Origin of the sequence: Capsulimonas sp. (genome assembly GCF_039929585.1) — a bacterium.
Taxonomy (GTDB): Bacteria; Armatimonadota; Armatimonadia; order Armatimonadales; family Capsulimonadaceae; genus Capsulimonas.
The window spans coordinates 1-24,317 of sequence record NZ_JBDSQY010000002.1 but is presented as its reverse complement, the minus strand read 5'-3'; the positions used below and the strand labels follow the sequence as shown (position 1 = coordinate 24,317).

The following is a 24,317-nucleotide window of genomic DNA, read 5'->3' as shown; positions in this document are numbered from 1 at the left end:
CGTACTTCTGCGCGACCAGAACTGTATGCCCAATTCGCGACCGTCTTTCGAAAAGCGGCGAGGAGACAGAATAAGATGAGGATTACCGCCAGCACCACCAGCGGCGGCGTCCATTTTTTGTCAATCGGCATTTGTTAAGATCTCTCGTGGCTACGGATACTTCGCCAAATACTCCCGCGACTGCTGCGCGGCGTCGGCGTCGTCCGAGGTAATTGCCTTGCGCCACATCTGCCGCGCCTTCACCTTCTGCCCGGTCTTATAGAGAATATAGCCGCAACACTTGTAAACCATCGGGTCGTCAGGAGGAGACTTCAGCGCCTTTTGATATTCGGCAAGCGCAGCTTTCATATCGCCTTGGTTCGCTAAGAGTTCACCCAAATCCGCATGAATCATAACATCATCAGGAGAGAATTTCAGCGCAAGACGGTATTCTTGCTCGGCCTGATCGACTTTGCCTTGACGAAAGAGAATGTAGCCGATGTTGTCATGTGCATAGGCTTCTTTGGGATCGAGAGTGACTGCAAGGCGCAGTTCCTTGAGCGCCTCTTCAGACTGGCCGAGCAGATAGAGATCGTACCCCACAGTACTATGATCAGCAGCGCTATCTGGACCGATTTTCACAGCTTCTCGCGCTTCCGCGAGGGCCGCTTGATAGTCTCCACGGTCATGAAGGACATAGGACAAATGCTGGTGGTAGCGGGCGTTTGCGGGAGCGATGCGGATGGCCTCTTTGTATTCCACAGCAGCGCCATCCAATTGGCGCGTTCGCCAAAGTTCAAGGGCAAACTGTGCATGGAGCTTGGCGTCATCAGGATCCAGGCGGATCGCCTCCCGATATGCGGCGACCCCGTCCGCGAAATGTCCCAGGCGCAGCAATACCCGACCCAACTCTTCCTGCGCAACGTAATTGCTCGGATCGCTCCGCACCGCCTGCTGAAGCAAAGGGAGCGCTTCCTTAAATTGATGTTTTAGGATTAGCGCATGAGCAAGAGCGACACAGGCATAGGAGCTTTGCGCGTCATAGCGAACAGCGAGACGCCATTCGGAAAGCGCCTCATCCTTCTTTCCCACATGACTCAAAGCATCCCCGAGGTCAAGATGGGTATCGGAGTGATATGGGCGCAGGCGCAGAGCGGCGCGCAACTCTGGAATCGCCAAGTCGTACTTCTTCTGATCCATCAGAACAAGAGCGTAAGACCCGTGCGCACGGGGATTGCCTGGATCAAGAATCGTGGCAAGTCTGAAATCTCGCGCAGCAGATACGTTGTTATGCTGGGTCAATTCCGAAGAGCCGGAACGCAATGTCCACGTGGCGACCGCCTTACGAAAAGCGGCGAGGAGACAGAATAAGATGAGGACTACCGCCAGCACCACCAGCGGCGGCGTCCATTTTTTGTCAATCGGCATTTGTTAAGATCTCTCGTGGCTACGGATACTTCGCCAAATACTCCCGCGACTGCTGCGCGGCGTCGGCGGCATCCGGGGTAATTGCCTTGCGCCACATCTGCCGCGCTTTCGCCTTCTGCCCGGTCTTATAGAGAATATAGCCGCAACACTTGTAAACCATCGGGTCGTCTGGCGGAGACTTCAGCGCCGTTTGATATTCGGCAAGCGCAGCTTTCGTATCTCCCTTGCGCGCCAGGAGTTCACCAAGGTCAGCATGCAATATGGCTGTGTTGGGCTCGATCTGGATAGCGAGCAGATACTCTTGCTGCGCCTGATCGAGTTTGCCTTGAAAAAATAGAACGCAGCCCAGGTTATCATGCGCGGGGGCGTCTTTTGGGTCGATGGTCAACGCGAGGCGCAGTTCCTTTAGCGCCGCTTCCGGCTGATGGAGCATAAACAACTCATAGCCGATGCTGTTATGGACCGACGGGCTTTTGGGATCCAGCTGCAGCGCCTGCTGCGCTTCCACAAGCGATCGTGAGTAATCGCCTCGAAGGTAAAGCGCATACGCTAAATAACGATGGTAAGGCGCATGCGTCGCGTCGTGACGGATCGCTTCGCCATACTCCACAATGGCTCCGTCCAGCTGGTGCGCATTGCGCAAGTTATAAGCAAATCGTTGGTGAAGTTCAGCGTTCTCCGGCTCTATGTTCAAAGCCTCGCGATAAGCAGCGATCCCGTTTTGAAGATTGCCCTGGCGAAGATAAGCACATCCGAGCGCCTCGTATGCGACATAGTCGTCGGGCATGTATCGGACAGCCTGCTGCGCAACAGCATCCGCCTCCACATACTTATGAGTATGGATTAGCGCCCAAGCAAGAGCAGTGTAGGCAGGACTGCTTCTTCCTCCATACTGGATTGAAAGACGCCATTCCGCAATAGCCTGGTCGGCCTTGCCTTCATCATGTAACGCTTCTGCAAGATTGTAATGGCCATATGTCGACGAAGGATGAAGGCGTATTTCCGTGCGCAATTCGCGGATCGCTTCCGCAAACTTTTTTTGGCGGAGCAAAGCCACTGCATAGTAATCGCGCGCAACGTAGTCGTTGGGATCAAGGAGGACGGCAAATTTGAAATCTCGCGCAGCAGATACGTTGTTATGCTGGGTTAATTCCGAAGAACCGGAACGCAATGTCCATGTGGCGACCGCCTTACGAAAAGCGGCGAGGAGACAGAACCTGCGGGTCTTAAGATGAGGATTGCCGCCAGCACCACCAGTGGTGTCGTCCATTTTTTGTCAATCGGCATTCGGCAAATCCTCGGCGAGGCTCTTCGGGAAGTGAGCGACCATCATCTTTCAGTAACTGATGATGGCATATTCCGCGCCGAATTCCGATTGTGACGTGATGGGCTTATTTGTGTGGGGTCGGTTTCGTGTTTGGGTCGAGGGCCTGAAATTCGCTTTCGGGCATCGTGGCGATACGGCCGTCGGCGTAGAGGACTTCACGGACTTTTTGGTCCAGAAATCGCAGTACGAAGTGGCGGATCATATGCGGTTCGTGATCGCAGCAGATGATCGTATCGCCGCCCGGGCGAGGGTGACTGCTGTAGTCGTAAACATACTGCGCGGGGTTTACGCCGAACGGCGGCTCGTAGTTCGCCCCCGGCTGACCGGAGGGGCAGCTAAAGGTCTGGTCCTGGCCGAAAATATAGAACTTGATGTCCTGGAACTTCTTTGGAGGAACGCCGCCGTGATCGTTCTTATAACTGACATAGCCGGTATGAATGGCCTTCAGCTGAAATTTGCATTGATCGAGTTTGGACTGGTCACGTCCTGCGTAGAGACTGTCGCAAAACCAGATTGCGGCGAGTATGGGAACCGCGAGAAGCGCGAGAATGATCCAGCGAATGTTCTTTTCGTTCATGAGTGATGATCCTCGGCCTTAAACTCAGGCAAGCGTCATCGCTCACGGTTTGCGGCAGGATTTAGGTAGCAAACGAGCGCTGGCGCCGGATTGCAAATATCGCTTCGAGATTCTTTCTCGGGCGCAATGGATAATATAACTATAACGCTTCGTTCGACCAAAGCCGAGCCGCTTCAATAGGGCGCGATCCTTGCAGGAATGGCTGGCCTGTGATCCGCTCCAGCGCCGCAGCGACACTCCAGTGGGTATCACACTGGTACTCACGATCGTCGGACTGCAGAATTCGCGTCAGCGCCGGCAAGGCGCGCTGCTCGCCCAGGGCGCCCAGCACGGCGATCGCCGTCTCCAGAGCGATCTGATCCCACCGGCTGCGCAGTGGCCAGTCCAGCACGCCGATCAACGCGAGGCGCGCGCTTTCCTCATGCTCGCCCAGACATTCGGCGTAGGCCGCCTGCGCCAGCAATTCGATCCCTACTGAGCGTGGCTGAAACTCTTCCCGCGCCGACAGTTCTATCGCCCACGCCATGCAATCGGCGGATCGGGCCAGGAGCTCGCACCGGGCTCGATCGTACTGAGCCTGCAAGCCGTCGTCACCGCAATCCGCGCAAATCGTATCCCAGGGGCTGCTCCAATAACGCTCGCAGACTTCCATCAGCGCCGGCGGATCGGCGGTCCAGGACGGCGTCAGCGCGGCCCTCTGCCTTTTCCAGCCTTTGAGCACATTCGTAAGCATTATGGACGTCCAAACTTTCGCGCCGCGCCTGCGAAGCTAGCAAGCGGGCAAATGATTGCTCTTTTCACAATACCACAGTTTTGGGTGATTCTAGACTGGCCCAAACGAACAATTTTGACAAAGCTTGGGGGATAACTCCATTATAAAACCAAAGGTTCGTCCGTGGGGGAGGCATTTGTTTTGGAGGCGACGCGCCGGGCAAGGGTCTTTCGGATTTCGCCGAACGCGTGCCGCCCGCCGACCAGCAAAACCACGGCGACGACGAAGTAGATCCAAACAGGGAGATTGCGGCTGAAGAGGAGAATGTAACCATACGGCATCACCCAAAAGAAGACGCCCAACACGATCTGCGGAAGCACGGGACGCTGCAGGCGGACGCGCGCGGCGAGCCAGGCCATGGTCCCCCAGAACAGCGGGTGATGGGCGATATAAAGCACACCGAACACGATGGGATCAACCTCGTAACGGAGACTCAGCGTATGAACGTGCGCCCAAAGATGTGTCAGCATAATCGGTTTTTAGTCGAACGGAATCTGCGGCGGCGCAAGCAAATGTCCGGAGACGCGGCAGGCGTCGAAATAAGCGGCGGCGGCGTCCCGTGTTTGGGGATAATACGCGGCCGCGCCGGGAAACAGTTCCGGTTCTACTGAGATCGGGACGGACCACGCGGCGTCCATTGCGACGGTCAGCTCGCGTAACATTTGGGCCTCATCGGCGTCGATCAGCGTCACACGGTTGAGCGTCTCCAAGCCCAGAGCATATTGTACCAGGATTTCCAGGCTTGGATGGCGGCTGTGCTGCAAATGCTCATCCAGGAGCCGCTCCCGATGGGCAGGATCCGTCACAGGCTCAAAGGCGGCGCGCGTGCGCCACGCCTTGGTATTTTGCGGCAGGAGAGCGATGCCGGGAAGCGCCAGCGTCGCGGGACCGTCGAAGATCAGGAGCGCATGCGGATAGCCGCGCCGAATTTTGTCGGCGAGCAAAGGCGTCTGCGCATTCGTGGACAGATGAACCCAGTCATGCAGTCCCAGCATTCGATCCCGGCGCTTGGCGCCGGCGCGCGGCGCGACGCCGTCGGCGGCCAGCACGCTCGCACAACGCAGCATCCCGCATTGCAGGATATGCGGCAGATAGTGCAGCGGCGCGGCGTGATAGAGCATGGCGGGCGCGGCGTTCATAGCGCCCCCGCCTCGGCGAGCTGGCGACGCATGACATCCACTGCGGAGGAGTTCGCGGCGGCCGCCCGGTCGATTGTCAGCACGAACTCCACGGTCTGCTGCGCCACGGGCATGCGCGGCGTGCTAACACGATAGCGATGGTAGCGACTGGGCAGCAATGTCGCCGCTCCGCGCGCGGCCATCGCCTCCAGCAGAGTGTCGGCGGGAATATTGCCGTGGGTGCTGTAGCTGATCAGCGCCCAGCGCGCCGGCAGCGCGTCCACTAAACTCGTCAGCGCGTCCAGCGCCAGCCTCTTGCGATTGAAAGGCGAGCGGCGGTCCAGACGCCAATCCTTGCGGATCGCGGATTTCGTCCCGCGCGCCACCGGCCCAATCTCCGGCTTGTCCCAAAGCGCCAGCGTGTTCAGCAGGTGATAGTTGCTGCTATAAGGGTGCTGATTGTAAGGCGGGTCCAGATAGGCGATCGTCATTGGCTGGTCTACAATCGCGCTCCAGTTCGCCGCCAGACGGCCGGCGTCCATGCACGTCACCCGATGGCTGTGCGGGCTGTCATACAAGACAGGCGTCGGCACGCGCAGGTCGCTGAGGATCCGGTAAAGCGCATCCCCGGTCTTCCCGCCCCACCCCCGATGGTAGGCTTTGAAGATGCCGCTAGTGTTACTGGCGTAAGATGCAGCGTAAAGCAGCGGGGCGACTAAATAAGCATGCATTTCCGGCGTCAGCAGCCCCTGATCCTTCCACTGCGCAATCGTCTCCCGAATGGCGTCGAGCCGCGCGCCGTTCTCGTGCGTGAAGAAACATCGCTCGCGGTCCGGATCGGGGTGCTCATCGTCAACGGGGCAGTAATTGTCGGAAATATAACCATGATCGACGGGCGGCAGCGCATTGAGATCTTCCAAAAGCTCCGCGCCTCCCTCGGGCGCGGCGTTCAAGCCGATGTAGCACCCGTTGATCGTCTCGGCGTACGGCTCCCAATCGTTCGCCACGACTTGATAACCCTTTTGTTTGGCCCACCGGGAGACGACGCCGCTTCCGGCGAAGAGATCGGCGAATACCCCCTGAGTCTCGCCCGTGCTCATGACGGCGGCGGCGATCAGCGGGAGCAGTTTACGCTTGTTGCCCAGATAAGGGATGAGCTGTGAGTACAGATAATCGTCGGTACGCGCGGCGGAATGACGGCGCGAATGGTAGGGGTCGGACAATTTCATATCGTAGTCACTGCGGCGGAAATGCGCGACAGTAAAAAGGCCTCCCGTGATATTTCGAGGATAGCGTAATTTTATGGCGAAGCAAGCAAGCAAAACTCGAATTCCCTTTGTACCGTGAATCCACCCAAATCTTCCAAAGCATTTTTACTGGTTTTTGTGTCACTCGCAAAAAAAGCCCCCATTCCGGAAAGGAATGGGGGCGATTTGAGAAAAAATATTTGTAAAGGCGAAATTTCGGCCTCTTAGTAAGGCCGATGAGCGGCGAGTCGCGGAGGAACGTACTTGCCTCCGGCTATGGAATTTCCAGAGGCCGCCGGCGCCGGGGAAGCCGACGTTGTGATCCTTTGCAGCGTCTTCTGCTCATCCGGGGTCAGACTGTTGGGATTTTGTTTCGCCTTCATCATCAGCGCATAGGGACTATACTTGACCTCTGGCTTGGGTTTTGGGCCAAAAACAAAGAAGGCAGCCACCACAAGCATGAGAAGCAGGGCGCCAATCACGGCGGCTGCGAGTTTCACAGAAATCGGCGATTTTTCCGTCTTCAGTTCTGTCGAAGAGACAGTCAACATAATTCTCTCGCTTTCTGGCGGCGGCTTTGATCGCCGCCGCCAGCAGGCAGTTTCTGATTACAGATTGGCGTCGTCTTCCGATGTAAAGTGATAGTAGAAGCCGCTCGGATTTTTCTGGGTAAGATAAGCAAGCGTAACAGACTTCACGTGGCCGTCGCACCACAAAACATTGTCGGTTCCCTGATGGCGCGCAAATGTGCGCGGAATGTCTCCCGCCGCGCCAAGGCCCGGATATGCGCCGCTTGTATCGATGGTTCCTTGGCTTGCTTTATTCGACCACTGCACCGTCCAGGAAAAATAGCCCGGCGCTCCAGCATCCGGGTAGCCGGAATCCAAGACTAACGCAGTGCCGCTAGGGTCCTGAATATCTCCCATTTTATGATCGGCAATATTCGTGGAAATCGGCGCATTCGCTTTTTCAGGAACCCACGAAGAATAATCATACGCCTGATTGATTCCATAGCTTCCATAGTGACTGTCGGTTCGATTTTTGTAGACCGGATCAATACTGTCATCCGGGCAATTGAACACACCTTCACTCTTCACATAGGGATAGATTGCATCCATCCACTTGTAATCACTGCCAGCGCCCGATGTCGCCCATCCATTGGCGCCATAAAACGACCTGGGCATCGTCTCATCGTTATCTTGAACATACTGCATGATGCCGAGGCCAATCTGGCGCTCGTTTGAGGCGCAACTGATCTGGCGGGCTTTCTCACGAGCCTGTGCAAAGACCGGGAAGAGGATAGCGGCGAGAATCGCGATAATTGCTATCACAACGAGGAGTTCAATCAAAGTAAAACCGCGCGTGCTATTGCGTGAAATCTGGGGCAAATGGTGCATATTCTTTCTCCCTGACCGAAGAACCGATTTTATATCGATGATAGCGTAACAGCATAAGTGTCAGCCCGGCATTGGGAGATAGACGAGGTATTCATCACGACTTTGAGAGGAATATCTTTTTCTTGACAAGCTTATTATACGCAATCGCGCGAAGAAGCAACAAGAGAATTCCATAGCGAAACATGGAAAGTATTGACATCTAAAATGTTTGCATTGCCACAAAAACAAGACGCGCAGCATTTGCATTGTTTTGCAAGTGCTGCGCGCTAAATGAACAAGATAGAGCGTACTACTTTATATCTTACACGTCGAATATTACCACTTGGCGCGGCGTTCGGCCACAGGAAGGGGATGCTCTTCCAGGTACTCATCGTATGTTCCACGGAAGTCGATCAGACCTTCGGGCGTGAACGACAACACGCGAGTGGAAACTTCGGAGATCAAATCACGGTCGTGCGAGACGACGAGCACGGTGCCGGGGAAGGTCGAAAGGCCTTCGGCGAGCGCGGAGACCGCTTCCAGGTCCAGGTGGTTCGTCGGTTCGTCGAAGATGAGGATCGGATCCTTCATCAGCATGAGCTTGGCGAGCAGCAGACGGGCGGCCTCGCCTCCGGAGAGCGCCGAAGTCGGCTTGAGCGCGTCGTCGCCGGCGAAGAGCATGCGGCCGAGCATGCCGCGTACGACCTGCGGGCCTTCGTCGGTCACATACTGCATGATCCAATCCAGCGCCGTGGAGCTGTCATTAGGCATCAGGACGCGGTAGTCCTGCGGATAGTAACCCCAGCTTGCGCCGAAGCCCCATTTGGCCGATCCCGAATCCGGCTCCAGCTCGCCGATCAGGCAGCGAATGAGCGTCGTCTTGCCAACGCCGTTTCCGCCAATGATCGCGATTTTGTCGCCGCGCACGATTTCCAGATTGACGTTGTCCAGAATTTTGCGGCCATCAAAAGACTTGGTCAGCCCCTCAACCTCAAGAATTTCACGACTGGATGGCTTGGTCTGTTCGAAACGAATAAACGGGCGCTGGATATTCGAGCGCTTCATTTCGGCGGGGGCGAGACGCGCCATTTCCTTGCGGCGCGACTGCACCTGAGAGGAGCGCTGGCCGGCGGCGAAGCGGGACACGAACTCCTGAAGCTGCGCGATCTTCTTGGCCTTGTCCCGATTGCCGGATTCGACCCGGTCACGCGCCTGCATCTTGTGCTCCACCATGTCGTCGTAGTTGCCGGGGTAGACAATAATGGTGTCGTAGTCGATATCGGCGACATGGGTGCAGACGGCGTTCAGGAAGTGACGGTCGTGCGAGATGACCAGCAGTGTTCCCTTGTACTCGTAGAGGAAGTCCTCCAGCCAGTGGATCGACTCTAGGTCCATGTGGTTGGTCGGTTCGTCGAGCATCAGCGCGTCGGGACCGGCGAACAGCGCCTGAGCGAGCAGCACTCGGAACTTGAAGTCGTTGGGCAGCGTGTTCATCGGGTCCGTGTGGCGCTCGTTGGCCAAACCGATACCGCGCAGGATCTCAGCGGCCTCGACCTCCGCTTCATAGCCGTTCTCATCGGCGATGATTGTTTCCAAGTCGCCGAGCCGGTTCATCATTTCGTCGGTGAACTCTTCGGCCTCGCACAGCTCATTGCGCTCTTTGAGCGCGTTCCAGAGCGACGCCTTGCCCATCATGACGGTGTCGATGATGCGCTCGTCGTCGTACTCGAACTGATCCTGCTTAAGCACGCCGAGGCGCTGCGGCTTGGAGATCGTCCCACGGTTGGAGGGCTCGATCTCCCCCGACAGGATCTTCATAAAGGTGGACTTACCGGCGCCGTTCGGGCCGGTCAAGCCGTAGCGGTTCCCCGGCGTAAACTTCACGCTGACGTTGTCGAACAGCGTCCGCGTGCCATAGGATTTAGAAACTTCGTTGACGATGATCATAGCTGAGACAGGTTCCCAAAGAGTGATTTGGACAAGAGTACGGGCGCGAAGCGCGCCGCGATTGACCTCTTATTATACCTGGTTTGAAGCAAGGGAGAGATGAAGCAAGCGAGGAAATGTTAGGAGAAAACGCCCGGCGGACAAGAGACAGCCGGACGCAAACAACGCTGGGGCGAGCGGAAGTATTTATGATGTCTGCTGGAGCGTATCGACTGCTTCGGCCAGATTCGTGGCTTCTTGTGTCAGAAACTTCGCTTCCTTGGTCAGCGATTCAGCCTCTTTCGTGAGGGTTTTTGCTTCCTCAGTCATGGCCTGGGAAACTTCCACCAGCGCTTTGGCTTCTTTCAAATGATCTTTGGGCACGTACGTTCTCCCGGTGAACAAATATTGACGCGAAAATAACCGCCGGCGTATGCGCGGCGACAGCTTTTATTATATCACAAAATCAGCATCGGGAATGAAAACGCCGTCAACTTATGCTTTTTCTCCCCGGTTCGCTGGGCCGGGGAGAAAAAGCATTTAGAAGATCTCGATTGCGCTCAGCGCTCCATTGGAGACATCGATGAGGATTAGGCCGCTGGCAGTGGGAAGCACGCCGGACAGTTCCTTGACGACGCCCTCGCCGCTGGCCTTGGCGGACCGCCCCAGCGTCTCGGCGTTCGCTCCGCCGATCCGCGTGTCGAGGGGCTGCGCGCTGGAGCGCACGCAATACAAACGAACCGTGTACGTCTGACCTTCGGGCAGCGCCGGCATGGGCAGCGCGTACTGGAACGTCCCGCGACGCTCCGTCGCGAATATTTCCTCGCCGTCCGCCCCCACGGCTTTGCCGCCAGTGACATAACAGTCGGCGGCGAACTCGCCGCTGGCGTCGTCCGAACCGCAGTTGATCTTGAGCAACGGGGCGAAAGGGTCGGTCTGCGCCGCCATTGAGGGATAGCTCGAAAGCGAGTACGGCAGGTCCGACGCGGCGACCGCGCGCCGCGCCGGTGAGGACGCCATGTCGAATGTCAGTGAGCCGCCTGCCGCGATCGCCTCGTGCGAGATCCAAAGCGGCGTATGCTCGGCTCCATTTAGGGTGACGCCGTTTACATAGAGATTCTCGGACGAGTTACCGGGAGCTTCGATGACCAGCTTCTTGCCGTCTTCGAGGGTCACAGTCGCCTTCGGAAAGAGCGGCGTGCTCAAGACATACGACGGATGTCCGGGGCAGAGCGGGTAGAAGCCCAGGGCGTTGAAGAGGTACCAGGAGGCCATCTCGCCGTTGTCTTCATCGCCGGGGAAGTCATCGGGCGTATATAGCACATCCATGGTCCGTCGCACCCAGTACTGGGTGCGCGAGGGGCTGCCCGCCACAGTGTATAAAAACAGGGCCAGGTGGGCAGGCTGATTGCTCTGCGCGTACTGACCGAATTGCACGGCGGCCATTTCGCTCATCTCGTGAATCTCATGGCCGTACGAGCCGACTTCGAACTTCGGCGACTGGTAGAGCATCTGGTCCAGCTTGCGAACCAGCGTTTCCTGTCCGCCCATCACGGCCATTAAACCGGCGGGGTCGTGCGGAACCGCCCAGGTCGACTGCCACGCGCTGCCTTCGACATATGGGCCGCCCCAAGAATACGGATTGAAGTTCGCCGGCCACGTTCCATCGGCGTTGCGGCCGCGCAGGAAGCCCGATTCGGCGTCATAAAGCTTACTGTAGCCGCCCGCCCGCGCGCGCAGCATTTCCTGATCCGCCGTGCGACCCAAAATGCCCGCAACCTGCGAGATACAAAAGTCGTCGTAATGATAATCGAGCGAGCGAGAGGCTGATTTATTGGCGGTTCCGGCGGCGATATAGCCCAGTTCGAGATAGTCGTTCAAACCGACCCGGCCATATAGATCGTGCGGATCGCCGGGAACGTTGGCGTCCTTCAGCAAACCTGCATAAGCCGTTTCCTGGTCGAAGCCCGTGACGCCCTTGACGAACGCATCGGCGATCACGGCGTCGATGTGCGTCCCGATCATGACCGCCCGGTAGCCGGGGCTCGGCCACTGCGGAAGCCAGCCGCCCTCTTTGTAGGCGTTGACGAACCCTTGCAGGATCTCGCCGTAACGCGCGGGCTGCAGGATCGACAGCAGCGGGAAGAGTGTCCGATAGGTATCCCAGAAGCCGCTGTCCGTGTACGCCACGCCCGGCAGCACTTCACCGGTGTAGGCGCTGTAGTGGACGGTTTCTCCGGCGGCGTCGGTCTCGTGCACCATGTGCGGATAGAGATGCGCTCGGTAGAGACAGCTGTAGAACGTGCGGTTCTGATCCGTCGTCCCGCCTTCGACTTCGATCCGGCTCAGCAGATCGGTCCACGTCGCGGACAGCTGCTGGCGCACCGCGTCAAAATCTTCGCCGCCGATCTCATGGCTCAGATTTCGGATCGCCTGTTCGGCGCTGATAAACGACGTGCCGATCTTCATCACCACGACCGGCGCGGCGTCGTCAAACTCGGCGACCGCGCCGATCTGCTCGCCTTCCAGCTCCGTCTGGCCAGCAACGACAGATCCGGCTTGAGTCGCATAAGCATTCGTGAACGGACGGTCAAAACGGGCGGCAAAGTAACAGGCGAAGTTGTCGGGGACGCCGCCGTGGTTCGTGCTCGATTTGCCCGTGATCAAATTCTCGCCTGCATGGATCTCAATGCCGTGCGGCGCATCAATCAGCACCCGTCCCGTAAGACCGGCAGCGAACGTAAAGCGAAAGATCCCGCAGCGCTCCGTGGCGGACATCTCCATCCGCGTCCCATCCTCCGCCAGCACCACTGAAAGATAATCGGGATGCACGGCAAGGTCTTCCGGCCGGTAAGAAACCGTGCGCGCTTCGGGGTTGACCACCAAATCGCCTGTCTGAGCCATAATCCCGATCACGCCGTAATCCGCCATCCACGGCGACGGCTGGCGCGTGGCGCGCAGCGTATGGATCGTGGGCGTATTGGGGTCGAAGAACCAGCGGCCATCGGCATTCTGGAGGGTCCAATGGGTCATGCCCCACGGCGCGGCCACCAGCGGCAGCGAGTTGCCGCGGGAAAAATTATGCTGGGAATTGGTTCCCTGCAGCGGATTAACAAAGTCAAGAGGATTAAAAGTCATGGAATTGCCTGGGTAATGGTTCGTTCACGCCGTAGTTTTGCCGTTCTAGAATACCCCAGAGCGGTTCGCCTTGCATCATTTCAGAGCAATTCGCCCTGCATCGGAGCGCGCGGCGGCGGCGTCAGTCCCAAATGTTCGTAGGCCGCCCGGGTCGCCATGCGGCCCCGGGGGGTACGCTGCAAAAAGCCGTGCTGCATCAGATAGGGCTCGTAAACATCCTCGATCGTCTCGCGCTCCTCGCTGATGGCCGCCGCGATCGTTTCGACGCCCACCGGACCGCCGCCGAACTTCTCGATCAGCGTGCGCAGCAGCTTGCGGTCGAATTCGTCCAGTCCTAGCGCGTCCACCTCCAGCATCGATAGCGCCGCCGCCGCCACTTCCTTGCTGATATGGCCATCGGCGCGCACCTGCGCGAAGTCTCGCACACGCTTGAGAAGTCTATTCGCGATACGCGGCGTGCCGCGCGATCGTTTGGCCAGTTCCACCGCCCCGGTCAGATCCAGACTCACGCCCAAAATCGCCGCCGAGCGCACGATGATTTCGACCAGATCATCCGTCTCATAGAATGTAAAGTTCTGCTGAATCCCAAATCGGTCTCGGAGAGGCGACGTCAAAAGCCCGGCCCGCGTCGTCGCGCCGACCAAAGTAAACGGATTGACATCCAGCTTCACGGTCCGCGCCGAAGGCCCCTGCCCGATCACGATATCGACCTGGTAATCCTCCATCGCCGAATAAAGAATTTCTTCCACCGTGCGCGACAGCCGATGGATCTCATCGACAAACAGCACGCTCCCCGGCTCCAGGTTCGTCAGGATCGCGACCAGATCTCCCGGCCGCTCGATCGCCGGCCCGGACGTCGCCCGCAGCGTCGCACCCATTTCATTGGCGATGATCAGCGAAAGGCTCGTCTTCCCCAGTCCCGGCGGCCCATGGAGCAGCACATGATCCAGCGCCTCCCCCCGGCCCTTCGCGGCCTGGAGAAAGATCGACAGGTTCTCTTTAATCTTCGCCTGCCCAATAAACTCCCGCAGCCACCGAGGCCGCAGAGAGTATTCATCGCGGTCCTCATCCGCCATGTCAGAGGAGATCATCCGTTCGGTCATAATTTCTTTCCTCAACGTTGTTTCACGTGGAGATAATGTACCAGAGATTTGGGGAAGCGTCAAACGAAACGGGGCGGTGGTTGTATATCCCCGACGCAGTCCCTATTCCCCCGGCGCTAAAGCGCTTTCCCCCTTTTTCCCAACAAGCTGCTTCGCAGGGTAAAAGGGGTGCTGATAACTGCCGTCCATTCACTCGTTACGTAGCCGTGAGGAGTTTGTTTGCGACAGCGCCGTAACTCTTCAAACCTACTTGTCGAACGAGCAGGGCTGACAATGAGTGGCTCCCCTTTTACCCTGCGAAGCAGCTTGTTGGGAAAAAGGGGGAAAGCGCTTTAGCGCCGGGGGAATAGGGACTCACGCCGCTACTTCCCACTCCCCGTCAGAATATTCAGCGCGGCGCGCAGGGCCTCGCCCATATTCGTCTTGTCCACGATCTCTTTCATCGCGCGGTCGGCAGCCTTGCGGGCGTCGTTGCGGTTGTAGCCGAGGTTGACGAGGCCTTCGACGACGTCCTCGAAGATATCCTGCTCCGTCGGGGCCTGGCTGATCGCCGTCATGCGATCGGACTTGCGCTCCCAGACCATGGCGCTGATCTTTTCTTTGAGTTCTAAGATCAAGCGCTGGGCGGTTTTGAGACCGAGTCCGGGAATGCGAATGAGGGTCTTGGTGTCTTCATTGGCGATGGCGCGGGCGAGGGTGTCGGCGTCCATGGCGGAAAGGACGGAGAGGGCGACTTTGGGGCCGACGCCGGTGACGCCGATCAAGAGTTCGAAGACGCGCTGGTCGCCGGGCTGGGAGAAACCATAAAGGGCGATGTCGTCCTCGCGGACGATGGTGTGGATGTGGAGCAGCGTTTTTTGTCCAACCGGAGGCAGCGCCGTCAGAACACTGACGGGGACCGCGACTTTGTACCCCACCCCGCCGACATCAAGGACGATATAGGTGGCTTCGACGCGCGCGACGACGCCGTTCAAATGTGCGATCATATCTTGGGAACGTCCTTTAGTCGCCGATGGCGAGTGTGCGGCGGAGGCACGAGATCAGCGTCTCCTGCTGCGCTTCGGTCAGAGGGCGCGTTTCGGCGGGGTCGTAGTGACCGCCAAAGTTGCTGTCCGCGAAGACTTGCTCGGAAAACTCACGCGTTGATGCGTACCTTGGATAGATATGCATGTGCACATGGGCGTCCTGGTTCATCAGAAACATGAAGTTGAAATGATCGGGCGCAAACAACGTCGCAAGCGCCCGCTTGAACTGGCCCGCGATCTCCCACAGCGCATCGCGCTCCTCGGGAGAAAGCGCGGCGACATCGGTTTCGTGACGGCGCAGGGCGAAAAAGACCCGGCCAAGAGTCGCCTGGTTCTGGTTGATCGCGGCGATCCAATAGTCGTTGGACGTGACGACGCCGCGATTAAGGTCACAAAGCGTGCATTCGGGCATGAATATACTTCCTGAGGGGGCGAAGGTTCGCCGTATTCTCTTATGATACCAGCAATCCGGGCGCAGAGCATCCCTCCCCAAATGTGTCCTGCGGAAAACAAAGAGGGGCGCCGATAATCCTTATGAATTAACGCCCGCTCGCTCTCCTGCGAGGCGGCGAATTTTTGAGGAGAAGACATCTCGATGAATTGGCTAAGCAACTTGACGGGCGGATTTCGCAGACTGCAAACGCTTCAAACGCGTTTTGAGCTTGTGAACTCGGCTTCCAACGACGGTTTATGGGACATGTCCGTGATTGCCGGCGATCCGATCAATCCTAAGAACGAGTTCTGGTGGTCGGACCAGTTCCGGAAGCTGCTTGGCTACAAAGACGAAACGGACTTCCCCAATGTCCTCAATAGCTGGGCGTCTCTCCTCCACGCCGATGACAAAGATTGGGTGCTCAAAGCCTTCGGGGCGCACTTGACCGACTACACCGGCCGCACACCCTACGATGTCGAGTATCAGCTGCTCACCAAAAACCAGGGCTACCGATGGTATCGAGCCTGCGGCTGCACCATGCGCGACAGCAAGGGCATGCCGCTGCGGGTCGCCGGCTCGCTCACGGACATTACCGAGGAGAAGCAGCGACTGCTGGAGATGCAGACGCTCCAGACCCGTTTTGAGTTGGTGAACTCTGCCTCTAGCGACGGCCTCTGGGATCTGTCGGTTATCGCGGGCGATCCCGTCAACCCAAAGAACGAATTCTGGTGGTCCGATCAGTTCCGCAAGATGCTGGGTTACAACGACGAGCGAGACTTCCCGAATGTCCTCGACAGCTGGGCGTCGCTCCTGCACGCCGACGACAAGGACCGGGTGCTCAAGGCCTTCGTCGCCCACCTCACCGACCATTCCGGCCGCACCCCCTACGATGTGGAGTACCAGCTGAAGACCAAGAGCCAGGGTTATCGATGGTACCGAGCGCGCGGCTGCACAATGCGCGACAGCAAGGGATTGCCGCTGCGCGTAGCGGGGTCACTGACTGATATTACGATGGAAAAGCGGCGCATCCAGCAGGCGCAATCGCTGGCGGAAACGGCGGCGGCCGCGAGCATGCAGTTCTCAGCGAGCGCGGAGAATATCTCGCAGGGCGCACGCAATCAGACGGAGCAGACGCGCAGGAATGCGGAACAGATCGATGAGATGGTTCGGTCGCTGAAGGCCACCAGCCAGAGCGCCGCGCAGGCGGCGCAGACCGCCAATAACGCGGGGACAACGGCGGAGCATGGCGGCGCGGTCGTCGGCAAGACGATCCATGGCATGAACACCATCGCCGATGTCGTCAGCGACGCCGCAGTGAAGGTCAGCGAACTGGGCGCCAGCAGCAAGCGCGTCGGCGAAATCGTCGGCGTCATCAGCTCTATCGCCGAGCAAACCAACCTCCTGGCGCTGAACGCCGCGATCGAAGCGGCCCGCGCCGGCGACGAAGGCCGCGGCTTCGCGGTCGTCGCCGACGAAGTGCGCAAACTGGCCGAGCACACCGCGCGCTCCACCAAGGAGATCGCCAGCGTCATTTCCAAGATCCAGCAGGACACCTTGGAAGCTCTGAACTCCATCCAGCAGGGCAAGACGGAAGTGGACAAGGGCAAGGAACTCGCCCGCCAGGCGGAGGTCGCGCTGACCCAGATCATCGGCGCCGCCAAGGAAGTCGATACGATCATCGCCGGCGTCGCCGCCGCGAGCCAGCATCAGCTGGAAACCAGCGAAGAACTCGCGGCGGCGACCGAGACAATCAACGAGATTACCCGGTCCAACGAAGCGAGCATCGGCGAAATGGTCGACGGATCGTCCAGCATCGATCGGATCATCCACGAACTTCTTAGCTCGCTGACCACGAATCACGAGGAGACGCAATATGCAGCGCCGGCGCCCGCCGGACGTCCGAAGCTGCGGATCGTATAGGAGCGATTCTTCCCGCCGCTGACCTACCCCCGTATGACCTACCCCGGCGCTTCGCGCCACCCCTCCCTTGAAGCAGGGAAGGGTAATTAGGATTTTGTTATCGCAGGCGGCATTCGTCCGAGAATCTCTTTCCAACCCTTCCCTGCTTCAAGGGAGGGGTGGCGCGAAGCGCCGGGGTAGGTCATACGGGGGTAGGTCACGCAGGGCGCATGTCCCTATTTCGCCGTCATAAACGAAATCTCCGAAATCGTCGGCCCCTCGGTCGAATCCAGAATATTCAGGCGAAACGACTTTGCCTGTACCGGCGTGAAGCTTGCCGTGTAGTGTTCGCCGATCTGTGTCCCGGCGGCGAGCGTGATCCAGTCGGAGCCGCCCGGCGCCTGGTACTGAAGTTCGAACTTTTGCACGCGTTTCTCGATCGCTTCATGGATGGAGACACCCTGGATTACGGCTGGCTTAGCGAACTCCGCCGTGATGGCGGCTTGCTTCACGCCGTCGTCCGTCGCCCAGCGCGTGCCGTCGTCGCCGTCGTACGCCATGGCGGCGTCGTAGGTCGGGATTTGGTGGTAGACATTGGTGGCTGCTAAGGTCGCCGGAGGACCGGAGATCGTGGCGGCGATAGGAGCGAGATCCATCGCGGAGCCATTCAGTTGCAGAGCGATGACGGTGTCAGAGGCGTCGTGATTGCCCGTAGGAACAGTGATGGTGACGCCCTCGGGCGTTTGGCGGACTTGCACCGAACCGCCGCCGAGCACACGGCTGCCGGTGATGGCCTTGGGCATCACTGGCAGCGTAACGCTGTCACCGGTCCAGCCCAGAACGTGGACATAAACGGTGTTTCCCTTGCGCGTGGAGACATAGGATGACGTCGGCTTATACGGGCCGCCGCGCGTTCCCGTAATAGAGACGCCTCGCGTCTTCATCCAGGCGGCGATGGCGCGCAGACGGTCGGCTTGTGTGGGATCGACCTGGCCATCAGGCTGCGGTCCGATATTGAGCAGCAAATTGCCGTCGCCGCCCGCGCACTTTGCGAGGGTCTGGATGCAGCGTGTGGCGCTCTTGTAGCTATCATCGGGTTTATAAGCCCACTGATCGCCGATCGTCATACACGTTTCCCAAGGATGCTGGTCGTCGTAGGCGCCCACGCGCTGCTCGGGGCTATTGTAGTCGCCGGGGAGGCCGCAGCGGTCATTGATGATCAGATTAGGATTTGTGGCGCGCATCTCTTTGAAAAGGTTCTGAGCGTCCCAGTAATCGGCTGAAGCGCCGAGGCCGTCGAACCAAATCAAGTCAACCTTGCCGTAATTGGTCAGCAGTTCGTGCACCTGGGCATGGAAGTATTTGTCGTAGGCGGGCTGGTTGACGTCATAGTCAGGATGATGCAGATCTGGCTGCGAATAATAGACGCACCAGTGCAGACCGGCGGCGCGGGTGGCGTCGGCCAATTGCTTGACGATGTCTTTCTGGTAGGGCGACAGCGGGCTGGTGATCTTGTAGTCCGTCAGCTTGCTATCCCATTCGGCAAAGCCATCGTGATGCTTTGCCGTGAACACAATGTACTTCATCCCTGCGGCTTTCGCCAGCGCGACAATGGCTTTGGGATCGAACTTCGTGGGGTTGAACTGCTTGTAGAGATTGTCGTACTCGGCGGCGGGGATGCCGCCTTCGTTCGGTCCGTACGGGTTCGGAGAGCGGCTGATGCTGATCTCGGTTCCCTTGAGGCTGACCGGACCCCAGTGGATAAACATCCCGAACCGCGCATCGCGCCACCACTGCATGTGCGCGGCGGTCGGCGACGGTCCCTGCGCATGCGACGGCCTCGCCAGAACGGCGCCCGCCAGGAGTAACCCCGCGAGCGCCGCGTTCCAAAGATGCTTCATTCCCAATTGTCCTTTTCATTGCGTCACGCCGCAAACACCGTGCGTATTTTCTCTATTATAAGGCGTGAGAGTTCAGAAGACAATTGGCGAATCGCACTGTTTTTATGGTGAATTATCACCACTGCGCCGGCTGGAACTGACCGACATTCTCCTGGGTGATCAATTGCTTCTTGAGATAATAGACAGGGCGCTCGATCGGCTTTCCCGACAGCCAGTCGGCGGCGAGCTTCATGGGGAGCGCTCCGTCCGATTCGGCGGCCTGGGAAGTGACGGCGGCTAATTCGCCCTTCTTCACGGCGTCCATACCGACCTTACTGCTCCCGGCCGCGACCCGAACGATATCCGAGCGATGAGCGTTCGCGACGGCCTGATCGATCCCAATCTGCGATCCAGAGTCGTCGGCGCTGGTAATGCCCTTAAGCTTTGTCCCATAACGGGTGATCCAATCACTCACCACCTGCATCGTCTTCTCAGCCTCCAGGCCCGTCGACTGCATATCCAGACACACCATCTTCGGCGCAATCTTTTTGAGCTCAGTCACCATGGCGTATGTTCGAGAAAAGAACGGCGCGGAGCCAGGCATGTGGCGCACGATGCAATAGCCGCCCTCGTAGTTCATGCGCTTCGCGAACTCGCGGGCGAGCATGCGCGTGTTGCCCCAATCGTCGGGGCCGGTCCAGGTCAGCTCATAGGGTGTTCCCTGGGCGATGGGCATCAGGTTACTGGCGATTACGGGAACGCCGGCCTGGTTGAGCTTGCGCAGCAGAGGCACAACGGCAGTCGCGTCTACCGGAGTGATGATGACTAAGTCAGGGCGCTCATTAATCGCCTGATCGACCTGCTGGGATTGGATGTTGATGTCGTTGTTCGCGACTAAAGTCGTCAATTGAATCCCGTAGGCGTCGGCGACTTTCTGCATGCCGCGTGTGTACGCCGTCAGATAGGGGTGATCCATGAAGCGCAGGCAAAGGACCTTGCGGCCGGCGACCGGGCCGCCGGGAGACTTGGGCATGTTCTGACGCGCCACGCTCCAGCCGGCGTACTCCTGGTCGTACCAGTGCATGGGATCGTCCAGCGGCAGCGCATCGGGATTGGCGGGACGCGGCGGCGCGTTCAAAGGGGCGTCATCCATGGCGATCAGCGGCTGACCGTCGATCGCTTTGAGCTTCATGACGGCGGCGTCCGCATCGGCGATCGCCGCGGAGACGCTTGCCGGAGAAGACGCCGATGAGGCCGTACGTGGCTCCGTCCCGGACGAATGATGCATCGACAGGGCGTATATCGCGACAATGGCCACGCAGGCGACCATCGCCACGCACGCCATCGCGAAAGTCCGATCCTTGCGCTGTTCCAATAAATTACTCTCCTCCGTGATATCGTCTTCGTCATTGATCGACGCGAGACTGCTGTCCCGAAATTCTGATAACAGCTCCTTGCGCTGACCGCGCACGGCGTTCGCTTGGACGGCGCGCCAGGCGTCGTAGGCGACCACGCTTGCGAGCACCGCGCCGCTCGCGATCTGCTGCACCTCGAAGCCCGCGCCCAGGCACGCCAGGCCGTTGATCAGGGCAACCAATGTCAGAACGGCGACGGCGCTCTCGACCACGCTCCCTTTGCCGCCCTTCATGCTCGCGCCACCAATGATTACAGCGGCGATCACCGGCATCAGCGACCGGTCCCCCATGCTCGGGTTCGCCGAGTTGAGACTGGCCGCAAACAGCGCGCCGCCCAGCGCCGACAGCAGTCCCGAGACCATAAAGGCGCCGATGATATACGTGTCCACAGGAAGCCCGGAGTACCACGCCATACGCGCGCTGCCGCCGATCAGATACACCCCGCGCCCCGCCGCCGTGCGCCGCAGCAGCACGGCGCACAGGACGAGCGCCGCGAGCGAGAGCAGAACACGCGGGGTGAGGAGCATTCCGGCGGGATCGAGACGGTCGGCGAACGAGAAGTCGCTGACAAAGAGCGTGCCGCCCTTGCTGTAAAGATTCGCGGCGCCGCCGAGAATGGTCATGGTTCCAAGCGTCACGATGAACGAGCTGATCTTCGCCTTCGTCACCAGCAGGCCGTTGACCGCGCCCACGATTACCCCTAATAGAGCGGCGACGGCAAACGCGCCGCCCCACCCCAGGCGCGGCTGAAGACCGATCGCCGCCATGCCGCCGATGGTCATCAAAGCGCCGATGGACAGATCCAGCTGACCGGCGATGAGGACAATCGTCAGGCCAATCGCGGCGTAAAGATTAGTGCTCATCCCTTTGAAAATCGAAGCAAGGTTGCCGAGGGTCAGAAAGTTTGGCGCGAGGACGGACATGGCGGCGAAGACCGCCGCGCAGAGCAGGGAGATGCGGGCGCGATACGCCCATGCGGCGACACGGTCGCCCGTGGGAATAGAAACGCGCTTTACTGAGATTGGAGCCTCCGGCGAACTTTGGCTGAGAGGATCAGGAATCATCGCGCCCCGCCCTTCGGAGTGTATAGGCGCTGGCGCCGACGGCGGCAATAAAGACAATGCCCTGCACGATCAGCTGGCCGAACGAGCCGATCCCGATCAGCGTCATGATATTGCGCAGCAGGCCGATCACCAGCACGCCGCCGAGCGCGCCGGGAATCGAGCCGCGTCCGCCATTCAATGTCACCCCGCCGATCACCACAGCCGTCACCGCCATAAAGTCATATCCTGACCCAATATACGCCGCGCCAACTTTGTTCAGCGAGGTGAGCAGAATCCCGCCCACAGCCGCCGTCGCCGAGGACACGACAAACGCCAGCGCGACCAGCGCGCGGACATCCAGCCCCGTCATGCGCGCCGCTTCGTACGCCGAGCCGACCAGCCGTACCCGGGCGCCGAACGCCGTCCGGTTCATCAGAAACCAGCCAAGCAGAGCAAGCGCCCCCAAGACGGCGACGATCACCGGAACGCCGCCCGGAAGCTGCGCGGCGTACATCGCGACCATTAGTCTTCCCGCCACCGTCCCTTCGTCGGGATAAACTTGTTTGCCATGAAAGCCCCAGCGGATCAGCCCATCGATCATCGCCGCCATTGCGAGAGTCCAGATAATGGGATTGAGTCTCAAATAACCCACCACGGCGCCGTTGATCGCGCCGACGGCCACGCCCGCGAACAGGCCACAGGCGATCGCGGGAACGATGCCGAGCGGCAGCGCCGCCACGGTCGCGATGCCGGACAGCGCCATCATCGCAGGTGTCGAGAGATCGATATAGTGGCCGCTGTAGGTGACAAAGGTCGCGCCGATGGCGACGATACCGAGCAGCGTCACCGCCCGCAGCATGTTGAGCAGATTGCCCGAGGTAAGAAAATCGGGCGAGAGGATGCGGCCCAGGATCGCGAGAACGGCGACCAGCAGAAATACGCCGCCGGCGCTCGCCCAGCGCGGCGCGCGGCGTCCGCCATCCAGGCGGGCCGCGCGGGCCGCCGCGCGTTCGACGTTTGGCTCTGAAGTCAATGGGGGGCTGATAGGTTGGCTCATACCGGCGACAGCGCTCCCTGGCCATTGGCGGCCAGCAGGACGGCCTGTTCCGAACAGTCGTCTTTGTTCAAACGACCGATCAAACGCCCCTTTCGCAAAATTAGAACTTTGTCCGACAGTCCAACCAACTCCGGCAGGTCCGAGGAGATCAGCAGCACGGCGACGCCCTGCTCTGCGGCTTCGGCGATCGCCTGATGGATCACGGCTTTCGCGGCGACATCCACGCCTCGTGTGGGCTCGTCCAGGATCAACACTTTGGGCTTTGTCGCCAGCCACTTCGCGAGCAATACTTTCTGCTGGTTGCCTCCCGAAAGGCCGCCCGCTTCGCGCGCGGCGTCCGGCGGCTGCACCTGAAGCGCGGCGATCATGTCGCGCGCAACCTCTTTGCCGCTTTGCGCGGAGTAGACGCCAAAGCGCGAATGACGGCTGATGACGCCGCCCAGGATATTGTCGGCGACGCTCAGACGCAGCGCCAAGCCCTGGCTCTTGCGATCCTCCGTCAAGTACGCAAAGCCTTCCCGGATCGCCTGCCCATAACTCTTCGCCCGCGACGGCGCGCCGTCAATCTCAATCCGGCCCCGGTCAATGGGGTCGATCCGGCAGATCGATCGCGCCAGCTCGCTGCGCCCCGCGCCGGACAGGCCGCCAATCCCCACAATCTCGCCCGCGCGCACGGTCAGGGACACATCGTGAAAAAAACCGATACGGCTCAGGTCCTCCACACGCAGCCGCGCCGCACCAAGCGCGCTGTGGCGCTGCGGATACAGCGCCGTGGCGGCTCCCCCAACCATCATCTCGACCAGACGCTCCGGCGTGGCGTCCGCCATCTCCAGCGTTTCGACTTTTTTGCCATCGCGCATCACCGTCACGCGGTCGGCAATTTCGGCCAGCTCCGGAAGATGGTGGGAGATATAAATCACCGCCAGCCCCGACGCGCGCAGATCCTTCACCAGCCGAAACAGCTGCGCGACTTCCTCGCGGCTCAGCGACGAAGTCGGCTCGTCCATGATCAAAATCTTGGGATCGTTCCCCAGCGCCTTCGCGATCTCGACCAATTGCGCCTGCGGCTGACTGATCTCCTCCACGAGCGTGTCCTGATCCAGATTCAAACCCACCTGACGCAGCAGACGCGCCGCCTCATCCCGCAGCGCGCGCCGGTCCACAAAACCGCGTTTCACCGGAAGCCGCCCCGCAAGTAAGTTCTCCGCTAAACTCAGCGGCGGCGCCAAGCTCAGCTCCTGGTGGATCATCTCGATTCCCAGCGCCTTCGCCGCCGCCGGCGCATGCAGCGTGACCGCCTCGCCGTCAATCAAAACCTCGCCGGTATAATCCGAGAACGATCCGGCAATCAGACTGACGAGTGTGGACTTCCCCGCTCCGTTCTCGCCAAGCAGGGCGTGGACCTCGCCGGGGCGGACGTCGAAATCCACAGCGTCCACGGCAAGCATGCCGGGATAGCGTTTACTGACGCCGCGAAGTTGTAGGGCGAGTGAGGTCATATGTGCTTCTCAGGATGCCCCCCGGCCCCCACTGGGGGTGCAGACCATATTTTCGAAAACGTGTCTAAGATTAAT

The 24,317-nt window shown here is 59.4% G+C and carries 20 protein-coding genes; 1 reads left to right on the top strand and 19 read right to left on the bottom strand.

The genetic code is table 11. The features are described from left to right. Nucleotides 1-150: 150 nt before the first annotated feature. From ABIZ35_RS00140 to ABIZ35_RS00070, 15 genes are all read right to left on the bottom strand, one after another. Nucleotides 151-1,407, bottom strand: coding sequence for a tetratricopeptide repeat protein (locus ABIZ35_RS00140; protein WP_348217844.1), 1,257 nt, complete (start codon nt 1,405-1,407; stop codon nt 151-153). Between the two features lie 19 nt (nt 1,408-1,426). Further along, nucleotides 1,427-2,677, bottom strand: a complete 1,251-nt coding sequence (locus tag ABIZ35_RS00135) for a tetratricopeptide repeat protein (RefSeq protein ID WP_348217843.1) — start codon at nt 2,675-2,677, stop codon at nt 1,427-1,429. A 121-nt stretch (nt 2,678-2,798) separates the two neighbouring features. Then, nucleotides 2,799-3,311: a hypothetical protein gene (locus ABIZ35_RS00130; RefSeq protein WP_348217842.1), complete on the bottom strand. Its 513-nt coding sequence runs from the start codon at nt 3,309-3,311 to the stop codon at nt 2,799-2,801. Nucleotides 3,312-3,450: 139 nt separating this feature from the next. Continuing rightward, entirely contained in the window at nt 3,451-4,044 is a 594-nt protein-coding gene (locus ABIZ35_RS00125; RefSeq protein ID WP_348217841.1) for a hypothetical protein, read from the bottom strand. A 140-nt stretch (nt 4,045-4,184) separates the two neighbouring features. Further along, on the bottom strand, nt 4,185-4,553 hold the full coding sequence (locus tag ABIZ35_RS00120) for a hypothetical protein (RefSeq protein WP_348217840.1): 369 nt from the start codon (nt 4,551-4,553) through the stop codon (nt 4,185-4,187). A 9-nt stretch (nt 4,554-4,562) separates the two neighbouring features. Next, the gene (locus tag ABIZ35_RS00115; RefSeq protein ID WP_348217839.1) at nt 4,563-5,222 is read right to left on the bottom strand and encodes a hypothetical protein; all 660 of its coding nucleotides are present in this window, start codon (nt 5,220-5,222) and stop codon (nt 4,563-4,565) included. Next, nucleotides 5,219-6,430, bottom strand: coding sequence for a DNA adenine methylase (locus ABIZ35_RS00110; RefSeq protein WP_348217838.1), 1,212 nt, complete (start codon nt 6,428-6,430; stop codon nt 5,219-5,221). The genes ABIZ35_RS00115 and ABIZ35_RS00110 overlap by 4 nt, the downstream gene beginning before the upstream one ends. A gap of 242 nt (nt 6,431-6,672) precedes the next feature. Next, entirely contained in the window at nt 6,673-6,999 is a 327-nt protein-coding gene (locus ABIZ35_RS00105; RefSeq protein ID WP_348217837.1) for a hypothetical protein, read from the bottom strand. A gap of 57 nt (nt 7,000-7,056) precedes the next feature. Further along, nucleotides 7,057-7,845, bottom strand: a complete 789-nt coding sequence (locus tag ABIZ35_RS00100) for a DUF1559 domain-containing protein (RefSeq protein ID WP_348217836.1) — start codon at nt 7,843-7,845, stop codon at nt 7,057-7,059. A gap of 315 nt (nt 7,846-8,160) precedes the next feature. Then, nucleotides 8,161-9,771 carry an ATP-binding cassette domain-containing protein gene (locus ABIZ35_RS00095; protein WP_348217835.1) on the bottom strand — a complete coding sequence of 537 codons (1,611 nt, stop codon included), beginning with the start codon at nt 9,769-9,771 and terminating at the stop codon, nt 8,161-8,163. Nucleotides 9,772-9,957: 186 nt separating this feature from the next. Next, complete coding sequence (locus ABIZ35_RS00090) at nt 9,958-10,134, bottom strand: hypothetical protein (protein ID WP_348217834.1); 177 nt, start codon at nt 10,132-10,134, stop codon at nt 9,958-9,960. A 156-nt stretch (nt 10,135-10,290) separates the two neighbouring features. Next, nucleotides 10,291-12,888 carry a GH92 family glycosyl hydrolase gene (locus tag ABIZ35_RS00085; protein WP_348217833.1) on the bottom strand — a complete coding sequence of 866 codons (2,598 nt, stop codon included), beginning with the start codon at nt 12,886-12,888 and terminating at the stop codon, nt 10,291-10,293. An 80-nt stretch (nt 12,889-12,968) separates the two neighbouring features. Further along, nucleotides 12,969-13,991 (bottom strand): Holliday junction branch migration DNA helicase RuvB, encoded by a 1,023-nt coding sequence (ruvB, locus tag ABIZ35_RS00080; protein WP_348217832.1) that lies wholly within the window; start codon nt 13,989-13,991, stop codon nt 12,969-12,971. Between the two features lie 362 nt (nt 13,992-14,353). Continuing rightward, on the bottom strand, nt 14,354-14,977 hold the full coding sequence (gene ruvA / locus ABIZ35_RS00075) for a Holliday junction branch migration protein RuvA (RefSeq protein ID WP_348217831.1): 624 nt from the start codon (nt 14,975-14,977) through the stop codon (nt 14,354-14,356). Between the two features lie 16 nt (nt 14,978-14,993). Then, nucleotides 14,994-15,428: an HIT family protein gene (locus ABIZ35_RS00070; RefSeq protein ID WP_348217830.1), complete on the bottom strand. Its 435-nt coding sequence runs from the start codon at nt 15,426-15,428 to the stop codon at nt 14,994-14,996. A gap of 183 nt (nt 15,429-15,611) precedes the next feature. On the opposite strand from ABIZ35_RS00070, the gene ABIZ35_RS00065 reads away from it, so the two are divergent. After that, nucleotides 15,612-17,369, top strand: coding sequence for a PAS domain-containing methyl-accepting chemotaxis protein (locus tag ABIZ35_RS00065; RefSeq protein WP_348217829.1), 1,758 nt, complete (start codon nt 15,612-15,614; stop codon nt 17,367-17,369). 215 nt (nt 17,370-17,584) lie between these two features. Here ABIZ35_RS00065 and ABIZ35_RS00060 read toward each other — a convergent pair whose 3' ends face one another. The 4 genes from ABIZ35_RS00060 to ABIZ35_RS00045 form a co-directional block, all read right to left on the bottom strand. Then, nucleotides 17,585-19,249 carry an alpha-L-fucosidase gene (locus tag ABIZ35_RS00060; protein ID WP_348217828.1) on the bottom strand — a complete coding sequence of 555 codons (1,665 nt, stop codon included), beginning with the start codon at nt 19,247-19,249 and terminating at the stop codon, nt 17,585-17,587. 115 nt (nt 19,250-19,364) lie between these two features. Next, the gene (locus ABIZ35_RS00055; RefSeq protein ID WP_348217827.1) at nt 19,365-21,707 is read right to left on the bottom strand and encodes a substrate-binding domain-containing protein; all 2,343 of its coding nucleotides are present in this window, start codon (nt 21,705-21,707) and stop codon (nt 19,365-19,367) included. After that, entirely contained in the window at nt 21,697-22,743 is a 1,047-nt protein-coding gene (locus ABIZ35_RS00050; protein ID WP_348217826.1) for an ABC transporter permease, read from the bottom strand. The genes ABIZ35_RS00055 and ABIZ35_RS00050 overlap by 11 nt, the downstream gene beginning before the upstream one ends. Beyond that, a complete protein-coding gene (locus ABIZ35_RS00045; RefSeq protein ID WP_348217825.1) occupies nt 22,740-24,242 on the bottom strand; it encodes a sugar ABC transporter ATP-binding protein in 1,503 nt (500 codons plus the stop codon). Before ABIZ35_RS00045 ends, ABIZ35_RS00050 begins: the two co-directional genes overlap by 4 nt. Between the last annotated feature and the right edge of the window lie 75 nt (nt 24,243-24,317).